We start from the raw sequence: 18,073 nt of genomic DNA, 5'->3' as shown, positions 1-18,073 counted from the left end.
TAATTTATTAGTATTTCAAATATTACTCGTCTATAAGAATTTCAAGTAATTGTATTGCAGTTTCACTAATTTTAGTACCCGGACCAAAAACCGCAACAACGCCAGCATCAAATAAAAATTGGTAATCTTGTTTAGGCACCACTCCACCAACTATTACCATAACATCTTCACGCTTATACCTTTTTAGCTCCTCAACTACTCTAGGCACCAATGTTTTATGCCCAGCAGCTAAAGATGATACTCCTAAAATATGAACATCATTTTCTACTGCTTGTTTTGCCACTTCTTCTGGCGTTTGAAATAATGGACCAATATCTACATCGAAACCTAAATCAGCATAACTAGTAGCTACTACTTTTGCGCCACGATCATGCCCATCTTGACCCATTTTTGCAATCATAATACGTGGTCTTCGGCCATCTTGTTCAGCAAACTTGTTGGCCATTTCTCGTGCTTTTTTAAAGCTATGGTCGTTTTTTATTTCTTTAGAATACACCCCTGAAAATGAATTAATTGTTGCTTTATGCCGCCCAAAAACTTCTTCTAAAGCTAAACTTATCTCACCTAATGTTGCTCTAACTCTGGCCGCATTTACAGCTAAAGCTAACAAATTAGAATCTACCAACCGTACGTTATTGCTGCTTTTTTGATCTGCACCAATTTTAATTTTAGCAGCTTCTGTCAACTTTCTTAGCGCAATTTGAACATCTTTTTCACTCCGTTTCTTTTTGGTAGTAGCCAACCGCTCTAATTGCTTTCTGCGCACTTCTTTGTTGTCAACTTCTAATATCTGAAGTTCATCTTCAGCGTTACGTTTATATTTATTTACACCAACAATAATATCTTGCTCACTATCTATTCGAGCTTGTTTTTTAGCTGCTGCTTCTTCAATACGCATTTTAGGAATTCCGGCTTCAATAGCTTTTGTCATTCCACCCAAGGCTTCAACTTCTTCAATTAAATTCCATGCCTTTTTGGCAAGTTCATCTGTTAAATATTCAACATAATAACTGCCTGCCCATGGATCTACGGTTTTAGTTATATGAGTCTCTTCTTGAAGAAACATCTGTGTTTCTCTAGCTATTCTTGCTGAAAAATCAGTGGGCAATGCAATGGCTTCGTCTAATGCATTGGTATGCAAACTTTGTGTACCACCAAAAACGGCAGCTGCAGCTTCAATTGTAGTTCTAGCCACATTATTGAATGGGTCTTGTTCTGTTAAGCTCCAACCGCTGGTTTGACAATGCGTTCGTAAGGTCAATGATTTTTTATTCTTCGGATTAAACTGTTTTACCAATTTAGTCCACAACATTCGCCCTGCACGAAGTTTAGCAATCTCCATAAAATGATTCATTCCAATTCCCCAGAAAAAAGATAACTGAGGTGCAAAATCATCAATATCTAAACCCGCTTTTAGGCCAGTTCTAATATATTCTAATCCATCAGCCAAAGTATAGGCTAACTCAAGGTCTGCAGTGGCACCGGCTTCATGCATGTGATATCCTGAAATGCTTATACTATTGAATTTCGGCATAAACTCACTGGAATATTCAAAAATATCAGCCACTATTTGCATGGACGGTTTTGGCGGATAAATGTATGTATTACGCACCATGAACTCTTTTAAAATATCATTCTGAATAGTGCCCTTTAACTTATTTAATGGCACATTTTGCTCTTCAGCAGCTACAATATAGAAAGCCATAATTGGTAAGACCGCACCATTCATAGTCATTGACACAGACATCTTATCTAAAGGAATATCTGCAAACAAGACCTTCATATCTTCAACCGAATCTATAGCTACCCCTGCATTACCTACATCACCAATTACCCTTTCATGATCACTATCATACCCTCGATGCGTAGGCAAATCAAAAGCAACTGAAAGTCCTTTTTGCCCTCCCTTTATATTTCTTCTATAAAAAGCATTGCTCTCTTCAGCAGTTGAAAACCCTGCATATTGTCTAATTGTCCAAGGTTTTCTAACATACATTGTAGAATACGGTCCGCGTAGGTACGGCGGAATTCCAGCAGCAAAATCTACATGCTTAATTGCTTTTATATCGTCTTTAGAATATAACGATTTCACTTGAATTCCTTCAGCTGTTTCAAAAGTTGATTCACCTAATTTTACTACCTGTTTTGTATTAGAACCAGTTTTTTTTAAGACGATATGTTGAACACTTTTTCTACTCATCATTGAGTCTTTTGTGTTCAATTTTTTCCGCTAGACGCTTCTCAACTATTGGCACTACTTCAGTTTCACCAAAATCAATATTTGAAAAAGGACCGACATTAACCACATCTTTCATTGTATCAGATGCATTGCTATATTTATTTGTCCCAATTAATATAAGCTCATTGTTATCAAATTTTTCTTGCTCTAAAGTCGCACTTGCCTTTATTTCATCTTGTATAACACTTTTTTTCAATTGTTCTAAAAAACCACCAGAAGCTTCAATTTTTTTGAAGAGCACTAGGGCATTTTCAGCTAACTCTTGAGTTAATGACTCAATATAATAGGTGCCTTCTGCTGCATTCTCAATTTTATCAAAATAACTTTCACTTTTCAAAATCAATAATTGATTTATGGCTATTCGGTCACCAAACTCATTTGGTTCATGATATACTACGTCATACGCTTGATTGTAAATTATATCTGCACCACCTATAACCGCAGACATACATTCAGTTGTGGTGCGCAACATATTAACATTATAATCATACAGGGTTTTGTTGCGCCTTGATGGGGTTGCACTAATAAAACATTCTTCATTTATGCCATATTCACTTGCTAAAGTTGCCCACAAAAGTCGCAAAGCACGAAGCTTCGCAATTTCAAAAAAGTAATTGGACCCAACAGCGACTTTAAACTGAATATTGATAGTAGCTGTATCAAACTGATTTAAATATTCATTTGCATGTGCTAAAACATATGCCAATTGCTGCGTTATTGTTGCTCCAGCATTTTGATATACTGTAGCATCTACTGAGATAACTTTATTGGTACCTGTACTCAAAAGATTTTTCAATAAATCAAAATCTGCCTTTTGATTCACAAACCAATTACCCCTTTTCACAAGGTGTGAAACGCAATCAAAATGCATATAGACATCATGTACTGCGCGCGAAAACTCTAAAATCAAATGCCTGTTTTTATCAGTCACATAACGAAAATCAAAATGCACAGTGATATTCTTCAAATCGATAGAACGCAACAAAATATTAAAATCTAAAACTTCAGTTAGAATAACGAACCTTAGACTTTTCGCACCCTTTTCAACAGCCATCACCGCCCTCGAATTAGCCTTTTCAGCGTCGGCTACCTCAATAATTTGACCTATTAACCAACCCTCTTCCTTTTTACGAATTTCATGCGCAACACTGTTCTCATTAGTATAAAACGGTTGTACAGATATTCCTTCCTGAGACTGCCACACTAGAGTACTAGCATAATCTAATCCATTTAGATCAGCTTCTATTTTTTGTGTCCATTCCGCGGTAGAAATCTTCGGGAAATCATCAAATAATGAGAATTTTGGCATTTTATAAATTCTAGATACTGAAACAGTTTAAAGATATTTAAAAACTTAGTTTTCAGCACAAACTATTGGATTAATAAAAAATACAGCACTTACTTTCGGAAGTTAAGAAACTTAAACTGTATAGCACGATATTTATAGTTTATGATGGTTAGATTAAGTAAGCAAAAACACCTTCAATGACAAAACCACTGAATCTTATTTACTTTCATGGTTAAGGTTATTATTTATAATTTCATGAATTCTAAAGAAAGGATGTAATATACAATTCATTAATCTCACTGTATAATGATTAAAATTGAATACAAAATGAAAAACGATTACGTATCTCACACGTACAGAATGAGGTTAATTTTCATTATTATCTTCTTTCAATTTGTATTAAGTATTGAAGCGCAGAAACCCAGTACCAGCGCTGAAATTCCGCAGACTGTATTAAAATTGAGTCCTACAGACAATAACCCCAGAAATAGCGAAGGCGATTTTATTGAATTAAAAGATGGTAGATTATTATTCATTTATACGCATTATGATGGAGATTCCTCTAATGATCACGCCTCAGCCTATTTAGCCAGCCGAATTTCGAATGACCGCGGAAAAACATGGAGCAAGAAAGATGCCCTTGTACTTAAAAATGAAGGCGGAATGAATATTATGTCTGTATCACTCCTTCGTCTACAAACAGGGCAAATTGCATTATTTTATTTAAGAAAAAACTCAGATTCTGATTGCATACCAATAATGCGCATATCTAATGATGAAGCCAAAACATGGGAAAATCCTATAGCATGCATTCAAGATGATAGAGGTTATTTTGTTCTAAATAATGACAGAGTAATTCAACGCTCAGATGGGCGAATGTTTTTTGCTGTAGCCAAACACAATTCACCTAACGGAAAGTTTTCAGGGAAGGGTATTATTTATTGTTATCGTTCGAATGACCAAGGAAAAACATGGCAGCGAAGTAAATCCGTACCAAATCCTGATAGTATAACTTTTCAAGAACCTGGATTGGTTTTACTAAAAGATAGTTCCCTCTTAATGTTTATACGAACAGATTTGGGTACCCAACTTTTTTCTAAATCAACAGATGGGGGCAAAACTTGGAGCGATGTAACCAAAAGTCAGTTAGTTTCACCTGTTTCGCCGGCAACCATTGAACGAATACCTTCAACCGGAGATCTATTAGCAGTTTGGAACAACAACTTATCAACCAATAAAGAAATCGCTAAACAACGAATTCCACTAACCATCGCCATTTCAAAAGATGAGGGTATCAGTTGGCAACATATTAAAAATATAGACAGCAACCCTGAAGGTTGGTTTTGCTATACAGCTATGCATTTTATTGACAACTCTGTAATGCTTGGGTATTGTGCAGGCACCAAATCAGCTCATTTAACAGAAAGCCATTTAACCAAAATAGATCTAAATTGGGTCTATTACTAAATCTATGGCCTAGTTGCATAGAAAATAATTAAGCTAATTAGGTCAGTAGAACTTGAAGTTTAAGACAACTTCTAGCAATTTTTTCTAAAAATCATGTTGTATCTAAAATAAAAAAGCCGAGATATAAATCTCGGCTTTAACCTTCTGTACTCGAGGTGGGAATCGAACCCACACTCCGAAGAACTGGATTTTGAATCCAGCGCGTCTACCAGTTCCGCCACTCGAGCATTTCAAAATAGGAATGCAAAACTATAAAATATTTTCGTTTAGCCTTTAAAATTAGCAACAAATATCCTTTAGCAACACAAATAATTGTCTAAATTTGCACTTCCTTAGAAAACAGGGACTTCCGAGTCATTTGTTTAACCCATTGGAGCAATAGAATTTAGTTATGGCATATCTAGTTCCCGAACCTAAAATATTCGCCTGTTCAAACAGTCGTGCGTTAGCAGAAAAAATTGCTAAGGCTTACGGTATGAGCCTTGGTAATGTTGATATCTCAAGATATAGTGACGGCGAATTTCAACCTTCTTTTGAAGAATCTGTTCGTGGAGCACGGATTTTCTTGATTGGATCAACGCATCCGAGTTCTGAAAATCTAATGGAAATGCTATTGATGCTTGATGCAGCAAAGAGAGCATCCGCAAGACATATAACTGCAGTGATGCCTTATTTCGGATGGGCGCGTCAAGACAGAAAAGACAAACCTAGAGTACCTATTGCCGCAAAGCTTATTGCAAAAATGCTTGAAACTGCAGGGGCAACCAGAATTATCACCATGGACCTGCATGCTGATCAAATTCAAGGCTTTTTTGAAAAACCTGTTGATCACCTGTTTGCATCAACAATGTTTCTACCGTACTTAAAAGGGCTAAATCTCGAAAATTTAACGATTGCATCACCTGATATGGGTGGTTCTAAAAGGGCATACGCATATTCTAAAGCACTTTCTTGTGATGTAGTTATATGTTATAAACAGCGGGCAAAAGCTAATGTAATTTCGCATATGGAATTGATTGGAAATGTTGAAGGTAAAAATGTTGTTCTTGTTGACGATATGGTTGACACCGCAGGCACATTAACAAAGGCTGCTGATTTAATGATGGAAAGAGGAGCAATTAGCGTTAGAGCAATTACTTCACACGGTTTATTATCGGGTAATGCCATTGAAAGAATAGAAAAATCTCAACTGAAAGAATTGATTATAACAGATTCAATTCCTGTAAAAAGAGATAGTGACAAAATAAGAGTATTGAGTTGTGCCGAATTATTTGCAGATGTTATGCAAAGAGTTCACCAAAACACCTCAATAGCATCAAAATTTTTAATGTAAGTAAGTTTAATTTAATATATATCATGAAATCAATTACAATTAAAGGATCAGAAAGAGAAAGCGTGGGCAAAAAGGCAACAAAGGCCCTACGTAATGCTGGACAGGTTCCTTGCGTAGTATACGGAGGGGAAAAACCATTACACTTTTCAGCAGATGAATTAGCATTTAGAGATTTAGTGTACACTCCTAACGCGCATACTGTAAAGGTTGATTTAGGTGAAGGCAAATTAAGAGCGATAATGCAAGACATTCAATTTCATCCGGTTACGGATAAAATTATGCATATCGACTTTTATCAATTATTTGATGACAAAGAAGTTACAATGAACATTCCTGTTCAACTTGAAGGAAATTCTCCTGGTGTTCGTAATGGTGGTCGTTTACTTTTCAGAAAAAGAAAATTGGCTATTAAAGCATTACCAGACAAATTACCAGATTTCTTTAACGTGGATCTTTCTAAGTTAAAAATTGGAGACAATATTACAGTTGAATCTCTTTTAAACGATGATTTTTCAATTTTACATCCTGACAACACCGTAGTAGTTCAAGTGAAAACTGCACGTGCTGCTGTTGTTATTGATGATGAAGATGAAGAAGGAGAAGGAGAAGAAGGTGCAACTGCAGAAGGAGCTGAAGCACCAGCTGCTGAAGGTGGAGAAAACTAGAAACTACGTTTCTTGATTTTACAAATAAAAGCATCCGCCAATTTGGTGGATGCTTTTGTATTTTTATCCTATTATAAAACGATATGTTTTCTTTTTTCAAATCTTTATTTAATTCAAAAAAACTCATTTTAGAAGAAAACCCTATGAAAAAATACTTAATCGTAGGCTTAGGAAATATTGGCAGTGAATACGCCGAAACACGCCATAATATTGGCTTCAAAATCTTAGATCAACTTTCTAATTCTGAAGAATTCACATTTGAAACTCGAAAATTAGGCGCTATTGGCAGCTTTAAAATTAAAGGGCGCACTGTTATTTGCTTAAAACCATCTACCTATATGAATCTTAGTGGTAAAGCTTTAAAATATTGGCTTGAAAAAGAAAATATTCCACTAGAGAATTTGCTAGTTATTACTGATGATTTAAATCTGACATTTGGTACTTTACGAGTAAAAACTAAAGGAAGCGATGGAGGTCACAATGGCCTAAAGGATATTCAGAATGTATTACAATCAGCCAGCTACAATAGATTCCGATTTGGGGTTGGAGCTGATTTTGCAAAAGGCCGACAAGTTGATTATGTACTTGGTGAATGGAATGAAGATGAAAAAGCCAAGCTTAAAGAACGACTAGAGCGTTCTTGCTTAGCAGTTCGTTCTTTCGTACTTGCTGGCATTAAAAATACCATGAATGAGTTCAATGCAACTTAGATAAATCAATAGATTCTAAAATCAAATATACCTGAATCTGAAGTATGATTATCTCCGTCTTTGGTCACTACTTTCCAATAATAAACTGTATTGGCTTCTACGCTTACTTTTTGCTCGGTAACATCTGCACCTAAACTTGCTAAAACAGAAATTGGTGGCGACACGGTATCAAAATAAATATCATACTCAACGATATCATTATCAACATCAGAACCTAACCAACTAAGTGTAACTTCATTATTGATGTCTTTAAAAAGAGATTTACCTAATTCAGGTGCAATTATTTCAGCAGAAAAAGGTGGTCTTGAGGTTTCTGAACCTGCATTATAAAACTGCCAAGCAGCACTAGACACCTTATTCGTTACCTGCTCATTTTTTGATAATACTACCCATGAAAAGGTAGCGCCTTTTAAAATCGGAAGTCTTGCTGATAATGCCGGAGTGCTTATGGTTTGTGTTGAATTGGCATCGATATTGGTAACACGTAGTTCATATGAAGTAGCGTATGTAGCTTTCTGCCATTTAAAATCAACTTCTCTAGTAGTTGCACTTATATCATTACCCACCGTGCATTCTGAATTCTTATTCGGAAACACCAATAAAGCTGCCTCTGGCAGATTCACAGGATCTTTCTTTTTGCAACCAGCAACCACAAAAAAGGCTAACAACAACACTCTAACTAATCTCATAGCTTAATCAGTTTAGACGTTCCATTAACATTTTCTCCTTCATAACGCATATAATAAATACCAGATGGTAATCCCATTAGGTCTACCTCTAATTGATCTGATTCGCTAGTAAAATCCTTACCTCTGACAAACCTTCCGTCTGCAGCAAATATTCGGACTTTCACATTTTTACCAACCCCACCTAAATAAATCTTTGTGAAGTCATTTGCAGGGTTTGGATATACAACCACATCCGAAGCACTAAAGAAAATTTCTTCATGAATACCTTGACAGACAAGTGCGGTTGAAACCTTTAATGTATTTACCCCTCTTTTAAGTGACAACTTAATTTCTGATTCTTCAGTTGTTATTAGAGTTCCATTCAACTCTATATTATAAGAATCGGAACCTTGTAATTTTAAACTCACAATATCACCTTCATTATTCACATTCGCATTTACGCTCAATGAATCAGGCTCAGTAATTACTACTTCAAAACACTGTTCAATATAATTCATTGCTCCTTCAGAAGCTGTTAAGCAAACCGTATAAATACCAGAGGCTAAATTTGATATCGTATGTGAGTTTGTAAAATTCTCTGTCGTATTTACACCTTTACCGATTGTAGTTATTGTATAATTCAATGCAGCAGTAGCTGCAATCTTTATCTGTCCATCATCACTTGATCGACACGACTCACTCTGTGCAGTTAAATCAAAATTATTTTTAGGAAAAACAGATACGGCACAGCCATTTGAATCAACTTTAGCACCTTCTTCTGTACCTAAACAAACATCATCTCCATCATCAAACACCCCGTCTTTATCAGCATCTGGCCTAAATTCACCTTCAATACAAATATCTAGAGAAAAGGCTTTTAACACGCCACCATCTTGCGCTGCAGCATCGCTAATTTCAAGAGTCCATTCACCGTAAATTGATTCTCCATTAAAAGTACTCAAACTACCAATTGGGCGAACAACACCCGTAATTGCCGGATTTCGACCACACACAAAGGCAGAGCCAGAATCATCAAAAGTTGCATTAATATTATCTGAATCACCACAACTATTCGACACCAAAAAAACCTTTGTACCCGCTGGCGAGATTAAACTCACCGATAAATCTGAGAAAAAAGTATGGTCAATTTCTAGATTTACATTAATATCAGACAAGGGCAAATCTTCAAAAAATGAAATTTTTGAGGTAATGGTTGGCGTACCTGTTGGTGAAATTTCTATTGGCAAACTAGTAGCGGCCTTATTTGCACAATTAAACTCTATTGTTGTAAAGCTAAAAGGGTTGCTAAACACACCTTCCCCACAAGCATTCATTGGTTTTACTCTCCAAAAATAAGTTTCTTCGTGAACTAAATTTAAAGGAGTATATGAATTTTCAGGTTGCGTAATATCTTCAATAATATTGGCAAAAAGTAAATCGGTCGCAATTTCCACCTCATACATGGTTATTGATGAATCTGCTTGCCATTGCAACACAGAACTTACTGAAGCATCTACTGCAGCATCAGCAGGTGAATTTAAAACCACTTCAGCAAAAACACTATCAAATATATCTATATCTAAGGTCACCTTTTTAGAAACAGTTGCTGAGGTGGCAACAAGTACCACTTCATAATTTCCTTCAGGTACATTCTCGGTATTTGAAAAGACAACATCTACAGGCGTATCAACGGTCGCCATGGGTGGTGTAAAAGAAACTACAAGATTTGGTGGCGCCGAAAAAACACTAAAAGTAACTTCTTCATTAAATCCCAAATAGGTTTCATAATCAAATGTAGTGCTAATTGAATCTGGCTGGCAAACATCATACTCTACTTCAGAAAAATTCAGAACCACTTCAGACTCTGTAATTTCAAAATCAGCTCCATTCACTGCCAAAAATATATTGTCATTGGCTTTCACCATAACCCGTGCATTAGTAGCTGAAAGTCCTGGTACAACAAACTGATGTGATCCGTTATTTGCAATATTAGTTGCCATTGTAATGGGAAAAGTTGCACCTGCATCTATTGACAGAAAAATATCTACAGTAAGTGCATTTACTGGTGCTAAATCAGTATTAGCCACATCCCAAGTAACCTCCATCACATCACCAGCCACATATACTTCGTTTTCTGCTTGTGACGTTACCAAAAATGGACCAGCATTATTTACTACATCTACATGAACTAAATCTGCAGTAACCTGGCCCCCACCTATTGCATTATCTCTAACCGTAAGAGCGAAATTCATATCACGCTCAATATCTGAAACAGACTCCCAAGCTGAATTTATTGGTGGTACTGTTTGCGTTAAATTACCGGAAAGTATACGTGGTAATTTTGGAAAGTATCGGACTGAATCTACACTTGGTCTTTGCGATCTAAAATTTGCTCCACTCGGATTATTTGGCCCAAAATTAGCCTGAGTTATTATTCCGTCATCAATTTGCTCCCAAGTATATGTCAAAACATCATCAGTGTCGATATCTGAAGCACTACCAGAAAGCACAAAAGCTGTAGATTTTGGAATTACAAAATTGCCCGTTGGCGTAATTGATGGTGGATTATTTGTCAAAACGGTTTCTTGCGCACAACCTATGCCATCTAAATAATCAGCAATTTGTACAATACTGTTATAATGAAAGTAATCATCACCACTTGAAGCAACATTATCAACCCCTGAAATACCAGCATAACCCATTATAGTAGACCCACTTCCTGGCTCTGTTTGCACCGCAGTATCTTCATCGTCAAATGACCATGTATGATTTGCACCTAACTGATGCCCCATTTCATGAGCAACGTAATCTAAATCAAAAAAATCACCCTCAGGATTCGGGTGTGACGCAAAGGCGCTTCCCTTTAAATTATCAACACAGACCGTACCTACTACTCCAGCATTACCATTAGCAGTGTCTTTATGAAACAAATGACCAATATCATAATTTGCTGTTCCTATTTCATCTGTAAAAGTTGATTGTGCTTGAGCGTTCAAATTTGAACCATATGGATCTGTATCTGAATCTAAATAAATCACCTTATCGGTAGTGGCTATTAATTCTAGTGTCACGGCTAAATCAGACTCAAAAACCTCGTTAATTCTTGTTACCGTAGCATTTATTGCCGCCAAAGCACTAGCAACTGTACCCCCGTGAAATTCAGTATACTCGCCAGTTGCAGAAACAGCTAATCTAAATTTTCTCAAAACCTGACCATCAATTGGTTTCGCAGCACTTGCCTTAAAATTCACAATTTTATTTGCACTTGTCTTAGTAGAACATATAAAATCAACATCTTTCTTTTGAAACGAATCTCTAGTATAAACCACATAACTTTCATTCGCTATTTTTTGCATAAAAGTATTGCTCGTGCCATTACCATGAACTATCATTGCTTGAACTCCATTATGCGAAACACTAAACCTAACTTTATCACCGGTACTTTGCAATCCATACCCGGTATATGATTTTATTGAAGGATACTTAGCAGAAAGTTTTGCATCCATTACCGGAGTTTCTTTCACATTGAAAGCAACAAGTTTACCATCAACATCAGGAAAATAAACGGTATTTGAATTATTTTTAGCGAAAGAAATACTTTTTAAAGCATTTAAAAAGTCACCTTTGCGTAATGAAAAGTGCAACCCATCATTAATATCAAGACGATCCATTCGCTTTGCAGACTTTAAATCTTGCTCAGCAGCAGGCATCCAATAATTACTTTGAGATGACCCGTAAAAGGATAGAAATAATATGGTAATTGAAAAAACTAAACGTAATTTTGCAACCATAATGGGGGTTTAGCCAAATTCAAAGATAAAACTTTTATCCTTTTCCTATTGTGATCATAGTTCAAAACATCTTAAAGTACGATAAACAAAAGGATACTGCCCTAACTATAGGTACTTTTGATGGGGTTCATATAGGCCATAGAATGATATTAAACCGACTAATATCGCACACAAAAGACACCGAATTAAAGTCAACGCTACTTACTTTTTTCCCACATCCCAGAATTGTACTACAAAAAGATTCTGACATTAAACTATTAACTACAATTGATGAAAAGACTAAAATTCTAGAAAGTCTTGGCTTAGACATATTAATTGTTCACCCCTTTACCAAAGAATTTTCGCGGCTCTCTGCTATTGAATTTGTTCGAGACTTATTAGTAAATAAATTACAAGCTAAAAAAATAGTCATTGGTTACGACCATCGTTTTGGCAGAAATAGAAATGCCAATATTAATGACTTAATTGGCTATGGCACTACTTTTGGCTTTGAAGTAGACGAAATTCCGGCGCAAGAGATAGATGAAATCTCAGTTAGTTCTACAAAAATCAGAAGGGCACTTGAAGATGGTGATGTTGCCACAGCAAATTCTTATTTAGGATACCCGTATATGCTAACTGGTATTGTAACCAAGGGAAAAGGAATTGGAAGGCAATTAAATTTCCCAACTGCTAATTTGTTCATTGAAGAGTCTTACAAATTGATTCCTAAAAACGGGGTGTACATTGTAAACGCCACTATTAATAACAAGGTTGTATCAGGTATGATGAACATCGGCTACAATCCTACAGTTAATGGTTTACAAAATCAACCAGGCGGAAGACAAGGCAAAATTGAAGTACACTTTTTCAATTTCAATCAGGATCTTTACGATCAAACCATTCAAGTAAACATCTTACATCGTATAAGAGATGAGCATAAATTCGATTCAGTTGAAGCGCTCAAAAAACAATTAGAGAAAGATCGAGAAACCTCGATTTCATTTTTGTCTGACTAAATGTTCAATAAATTACTTTTTACCAAAGTAGACAATAGCCAACTAATTCTATTTAGAATTTTTTTCGGTCTATTGATTGCCTTAGAATCTTATGGGGCAATAATTACGGGTTGGATAAAAAGAACTTTAATAGAACCGAAATTCACCTTTAATTTTATAGGTTTTGATTGGCTACAACCCTTACCCGGCAATGGCATGTATTTCTATTTTTTTATTATGGGTACCCTTGGCATTTTTATAATGCTAGGATATAAGTATATTTTTAGCATGATTGGTTTTACACTGCTTTGGGCAGGAGTGTACTTTATGCAAAAAACATCATATAATAATCACTATTATTTGTTGCTTTTAATTTCGCTAATCATGTGTTTTTTTCCTGCAAATAAGAACTATTCTTATGATGCAAAGCACACCCCAACGCTTAAGAGTGATTCAATGTATTCGTATGTAAAATGGGTGATTGTATTTCAGCTTTTCATCGTTTACACTTACGCCGCAATCGCAAAAATGTATGGTGATTGGCTTGACTTCAGCTTTATTAAAACATTAATGGCTAACAAAGCCAACTACTATGTCATTGGCGAAATATTACAACAACCATCGATCCATAAAATAATTGGATTTACAGGCATCTTTTTTGACCTCTTGATTATACCAGCACTATTATGGAAACCCACAAGAAATTTTGCTTTTGGCGTTTCAATTTTTTTCCACCTGTTTAATTCAATAGTTTTTCAAATTGGCATATTTCCGTATTTATCGTTAGCATTCATCATTTTCTTTTATGAACCAGAAACAATTCGGAAAACATTTTTCAAAAAAAAGACACCCTTTTTATCCACAGAAATAAAACTTCCATCATACAAAAGTCTACTCTTGATTTTAGGGGGAATCTATTTCTGTATACAACTAGTACTTCCTATTCGTCATTATTTTATTAAAGACAATGTATTATGGACGGAAGAAGGTCACAGACTTAGTTGGCGCATGATGCTACGCAGTAGAACAGGTCAAGTAAATTTTAAGGTGACAAACAAAGAATCGAACGAAAAACATTTCGTCAATTTAAATGAATATTTATCTAAAAAACAACTGAGAAGAATTGGCGGAAACCCAGATTTTATTTGGCAACTTGCACAACGAATTAAAAAAGAACACGCCGCAAAAGGTGAAGATATTATGGTTCATGTAATTTCAAAAGTTAGCGTAAACGGCAAACCATATAAAACATTTATTGATCCAAAAGTGGATTTAGCAAATGCCAAATGGAATTATTTTTGGCATAATGAATGGATATTACCTTCTGAAATAAAATAACTCTTTAAAACTTTATTGCGCGCTGACACAATTGCAATGGCATTCCCCATGGGTCGCGCATCATAACCAAATGGCTACCATCAGCTTTCTTAACTTCCTCAAAAAATGATGCCCCTTGCTTTTCAAGTCGCAATCTATCTTCTTGGGCATTTTCTGAAACAAATGCTACATGAAAAATAAGCGGATGCTTATCTGTAAAATCAGTGATTGTCTCATCTGGCCTATGATACAATTCTACCACAACTCGGCCTGTAGAATCCGCTAAAAAAGTCATAAAAGGTGGCTCATTTTGTTCATCTACAACTACCAACCCTATATTTTCAACATACCAAGATACCACCGCAGTAACATCAGTAACGTTAAGTGCAAAATGTTCAAAAACCATTCTTATTTATTTTTTGAATTCCTATAATCGTAAATATAATTCTAAAATCATCTGATTACCTTAAATTTGCCCTTTAAATAACAAATTTCAATGCTACAGTTACAGGTCATTCGCGATAATAGAGAAGAAATCACAAAAGCTTTGAACAAGCGAAAAATTGATGCAGATTCATTGTTGAATAATGTGTTACAACTCGATGAAAAACGCAGAGACACACAAACTAAATTAGATGCTACTCTTGCCGAAAGCAATAAATTGTCTAAAGAAATCGGCGGTCTATTTAAAAGTGGAAAGGCAGCTGAAGCTACTATTTTAAAAGAAAAAACTGGTGCATTAAAAGAAGAATCAAAACAACTAGGTGATGATTTAAATTCTATTGCTGAAGAATTGCAGAATTTACTTTATCAAATTCCAAATGTTCCACATGACTCTGTACCTACTGGCACTTCTGAAGATGATAACGAAGAGATTTTCAAAGAAGGCACAATACCTGTATTAGATAGCGATGCGCTGCCCCACTGGGAACTCGCAAAAAAATATGATATTATAGATTTTGAATTGGGAGTTAAGATTGCCGGAGCAGGTTTCCCTGTTTATAAAGGAAAAGGTGCCCGTTTACAACGTGCATTAATCTCATACTTTTTAGACAAAAATACAGCTGCTGGCTACACCGAAATTCAAGTGCCACACCTAGTAAACGAAGCATCAGGTTACGGTACCGGACAATTACCTGATAAAGAAGGGCAAATGTACCACATCACTGCTGACGACTTATACTTGATACCAACAGCAGAAGTACCAGTTACCAATATTTTTAGAGATGTAATTGCAAATAAAGATGAATTTCCTATTTGCTATACAGGCTACACACCTTGTTTTAGACGTGAAGCAGGCAGTTATGGCGCACATGTAAGAGGTCTTAATAGATTGCACCAGTTCGACAAAGTTGAAATTGTACGTGTAGAACATCCTGAGAATTCTTACGCTGCATTAGATGGCATGGTTGAGCATGTAAAAGATATTCTTAGAGAATTAAACTTACCGTATCGAGTTTTAAGATTATGTAGTGGTGATTTAGGATTCACAGCTGCCCTAACCTATGATTTTGAGGTTTTCTCAACTGCCCAAGATCGCTGGCTTGAAATTAGTTCTGTTTCAAACTTTGAAGCATATCAAGCCAACAGATTAAAATTGCGATTCAAAGACGAAAATGGAAAAAGTCAATTAGCCCACACACTAAACGGTAGCGCATTAGCTTTGCCACGTGTTTTGGCAGGCATATTAGAAAACTGTCAAACGGCTAATGGAATAAAAATTCCAGAAGTATTGGTGCCTTATTGTGGTTTTGACACCATTGATTAACAAGAACTTAAAGTCGACATTGCCCTTTCTGCGTATCTTTACAAAAAAACTTGCATTTGAGATTACTCATCTTTCTTTTTGTTTTTTGTTCGTTGCAATCTATTGTGGCGCAAGAAGATTTTCTTGCAATGCAATATTTTAACGATGGTGATTTTGAAAAAGCGGTTGTCTTTTACGAAAAACTAGTTGAGAGAAGTCCGAGACGATCAGACTATGCAGAAGGACTTGTTAAATGTTTTCAGCAGCTTGAACGCTATGATGATGCTACTAAATTTTTAACAGAACAACTATCTGACAAGAATGCATATCCCACTTTTATTATTGAATTAGGCTATAATTACACGTTGCAAAACAACACTTCTAAAGCAACCGAATATTATGACAAGGCGATTCATAAAATCAATGAAAACCCTAATTACGGTTACGGTATTGGTTTACGATTTCAAAAATATGCGCTTTTGGATTATGCGGCTAAAGCCTTTATTAAGGCGATGGAATTAAATCCGCAACTGGATTATAATTTTCAATTGGCCCGAATTTATGGTGAGAAAGGTGAAATTGAGCAAATGTATGCTTCCTATTTAAAGCTGATTAGTGAAGGCAAAGTTTCGCAGTCTCGAGTACTTAGAAACATCAATGATTTTGTTAATGAGGATGCTGAAAACAACAATAACATCCTGCTTAAAAAAACATTATTAACCAATGCTCAGAAAAGTCCGGATCCACTTTGGAATGAATTATTGAGCTGGCTCTTCGTACGTCAAAAACAGTACAGTAGTGCTTTTAGACAAGAAAAAGCAATTTACAAACGTACCGATGGCGCTACAATTCAACGCTTAAATACACTTGCAACTGTTGCTTCTGAAGGCGAAGACATAGAAACAACTAAAGAAATTTATCAATTTATTATTGATAATGCTTTTGATGACATCATTAAATTACATGCGCAGCTTGACCTAATTGAGTTACAATCTTCTGAAGCCGAAGAAAATGAATATGACGATATTCAAAAAAAATATGATGATTTAATAACAAAACACGGTTATGAAAATCAGACGTTACAACTACAGGTAGATTACGCTAACTTTTTGACATTCAAATACAACAAACCTTCTCAAGCAATTGAAATTCTTAAAAAAAGCTTAGAATTACCACTAAAAATTAGAGGTAAAGCTTTTGTTAAAATGGCCTTAGCTGATATTTTGGTATTCGATAAAAAATTCAATCAAGCATTAATATATTATTCTCAAATTCAAAAAGACCTAAAAAATGATGTGTTAGGTCAAAATGCTCGTTTTAAAGTAGCACAAACTAGTTTTTACAAGGGTGATTTTGATTGGGCTTTAACACAACTGAAAGTACTAAGAAGTTCTACTTCACAATTAATTGCAAATGATGCCATGCAATTGAGTTTATTAATTTCAGATAACTCTTTAGAAGACTCAACACAAACTGCACTTAAAAAATATGCTCGAGCCGACTTATTAGCCTACCAAAATAAAGATAAAGAGGCCATGATAGTACTTGATGATATTTTACAAAATCATAAAGGTGAAAAAATAGAAGACGAAGCACTTTTAAAACATGGTAATCTTTTAGAGAAGCAAAAAGATTATGAAGCTGCGAAATTCAATTACACTAAAATCACGGAATTCTATGCGAATGGAATTTTAGCCGATGATGCTCATTTTGCACTTGGAGAACTTTATAGAACCAAATTAAATTTACCCACTAAGGCGATGGAAGAATATGAAAAGATAATTTACAACTATCAAGACAGTTATTTCTTTCCGCAAGCTAGAAGACATTTTAGGCAGCTAAGGGGTGATAGTATAAATTAACTTCATAAA

The 18,073-nt window shown here is 35.4% G+C and carries 13 protein-coding genes and 1 tRNA gene; 8 read left to right on the top strand and 6 right to left on the bottom strand.

What is annotated here, in order from left to right:
• Window positions 1–22 precede the first annotated feature (22 nt).
• Window positions 23–2,200: a methylmalonyl-CoA mutase gene (gene scpA / locus JQC67_RS05470; RefSeq protein ID WP_203253197.1), complete on the bottom strand. Its 2,178-nt coding sequence runs from the start codon at window positions 2,198–2,200 to the stop codon at window positions 23–25.
• Window positions 2,193–3,548 carry a methylmalonyl-CoA mutase subunit beta gene (locus JQC67_RS05465; RefSeq protein WP_203251839.1) on the bottom strand — a complete coding sequence of 452 codons (1,356 nt, stop codon included), beginning with the start codon at window positions 3,546–3,548 and terminating at the stop codon, window positions 2,193–2,195. Before JQC67_RS05465 ends, scpA begins: the two co-directional genes overlap by 8 nt.
• Before the next feature lie 306 nt (window positions 3,549–3,854).
• Here JQC67_RS05465 and JQC67_RS05460 point away from each other — a divergent pair, with 306 nt between their 5' ends.
• Entirely contained in the window at window positions 3,855–4,994 is a 1,140-nt protein-coding gene (locus tag JQC67_RS05460; protein WP_238934491.1) for a sialidase family protein, read from the top strand.
• Between the two features lie 147 nt (window positions 4,995–5,141).
• Here JQC67_RS05460 and JQC67_RS05455 read toward each other — a convergent pair.
• Window positions 5,142–5,221 (bottom strand) — tRNA-Leu (locus JQC67_RS05455).
• Between the two features lie 164 nt (window positions 5,222–5,385).
• Here JQC67_RS05455 and JQC67_RS05450 point away from each other — a divergent pair.
• From JQC67_RS05450 to pth, 3 genes are all read left to right on the top strand, one after another.
• Window positions 5,386–6,327, top strand: coding sequence for a ribose-phosphate pyrophosphokinase (locus JQC67_RS05450; protein WP_203251837.1), 942 nt, complete (start codon window positions 5,386–5,388; stop codon window positions 6,325–6,327).
• 23 nt (window positions 6,328–6,350) lie between these two features.
• Window positions 6,351–6,992 carry a 50S ribosomal protein L25/general stress protein Ctc gene (locus tag JQC67_RS05445; RefSeq protein ID WP_203251836.1) on the top strand — a complete coding sequence of 214 codons (642 nt, stop codon included), beginning with the start codon at window positions 6,351–6,353 and terminating at the stop codon, window positions 6,990–6,992.
• An 83-nt stretch (window positions 6,993–7,075) separates the two neighbouring features.
• A complete protein-coding gene (pth, locus tag JQC67_RS05440; RefSeq protein WP_203251835.1) occupies window positions 7,076–7,702 on the top strand; it encodes an aminoacyl-tRNA hydrolase in 627 nt (208 codons plus the stop codon).
• A gap of 5 nt (window positions 7,703–7,707) precedes the next feature.
• Here pth and JQC67_RS05435 read toward each other — a convergent pair whose 3' ends face one another.
• Complete coding sequence (locus tag JQC67_RS05435; protein WP_203251834.1) at window positions 7,708–8,391, bottom strand: hypothetical protein; 684 nt, start codon at window positions 8,389–8,391, stop codon at window positions 7,708–7,710.
• The gene (locus tag JQC67_RS05430) at window positions 8,388–12,161 is read right to left on the bottom strand and encodes a reprolysin-like metallopeptidase (RefSeq protein WP_203251833.1); all 3,774 of its coding nucleotides are present in this window, start codon (window positions 12,159–12,161) and stop codon (window positions 8,388–8,390) included. Before JQC67_RS05430 ends, JQC67_RS05435 begins: the two co-directional genes overlap by 4 nt.
• Before the next feature lie 50 nt (window positions 12,162–12,211).
• Here JQC67_RS05430 and JQC67_RS05425 point away from each other — a divergent pair, with 50 nt between their 5' ends.
• Window positions 12,212–13,159, top strand: coding sequence for a bifunctional riboflavin kinase/FAD synthetase (locus tag JQC67_RS05425; RefSeq protein ID WP_203251832.1), 948 nt, complete (start codon window positions 12,212–12,214; stop codon window positions 13,157–13,159).
• The gene (locus JQC67_RS05420; RefSeq protein WP_203251831.1) at window positions 13,160–14,476 is read left to right on the top strand and encodes an HTTM domain-containing protein; all 1,317 of its coding nucleotides are present in this window, start codon (window positions 13,160–13,162) and stop codon (window positions 14,474–14,476) included. It abuts the gene before it with no gap.
• Window positions 14,477–14,480: 4 nt separating this feature from the next.
• Here the strand turns inward: JQC67_RS05420 and JQC67_RS05415 are convergent, their stop codons facing one another.
• Window positions 14,481–14,861: a VOC family protein gene (locus JQC67_RS05415; RefSeq protein ID WP_203251830.1), complete on the bottom strand. Its 381-nt coding sequence runs from the start codon at window positions 14,859–14,861 to the stop codon at window positions 14,481–14,483.
• A 90-nt stretch (window positions 14,862–14,951) separates the two neighbouring features.
• Here JQC67_RS05415 and serS point away from each other — a divergent pair, with 90 nt between their 5' ends.
• Together serS and JQC67_RS05405 are read left to right on the top strand one after the other, a co-directional pair.
• Window positions 14,952–16,223: a serine--tRNA ligase gene (gene serS, locus JQC67_RS05410; RefSeq protein ID WP_203251829.1), complete on the top strand. Its 1,272-nt coding sequence runs from the start codon at window positions 14,952–14,954 to the stop codon at window positions 16,221–16,223.
• A gap of 56 nt (window positions 16,224–16,279) precedes the next feature.
• A complete protein-coding gene (locus JQC67_RS05405; RefSeq protein WP_203251828.1) occupies window positions 16,280–18,064 on the top strand; it encodes a tetratricopeptide repeat protein in 1,785 nt (594 codons plus the stop codon).
• Window positions 18,065–18,073: the final 9 nt, after the last annotated feature.

This window comes from Aurantibacter crassamenti, from assembly GCF_016811105.1.
In the GTDB taxonomy this organism is placed as follows: domain Bacteria; phylum Bacteroidota; class Bacteroidia; order Flavobacteriales; family Flavobacteriaceae; genus Aurantibacter_A; species Aurantibacter_A crassamenti.
The sequence above is the reverse complement of the archived record's forward strand: the minus strand, read 5'-3'. Positions and strand labels throughout refer to the sequence as shown.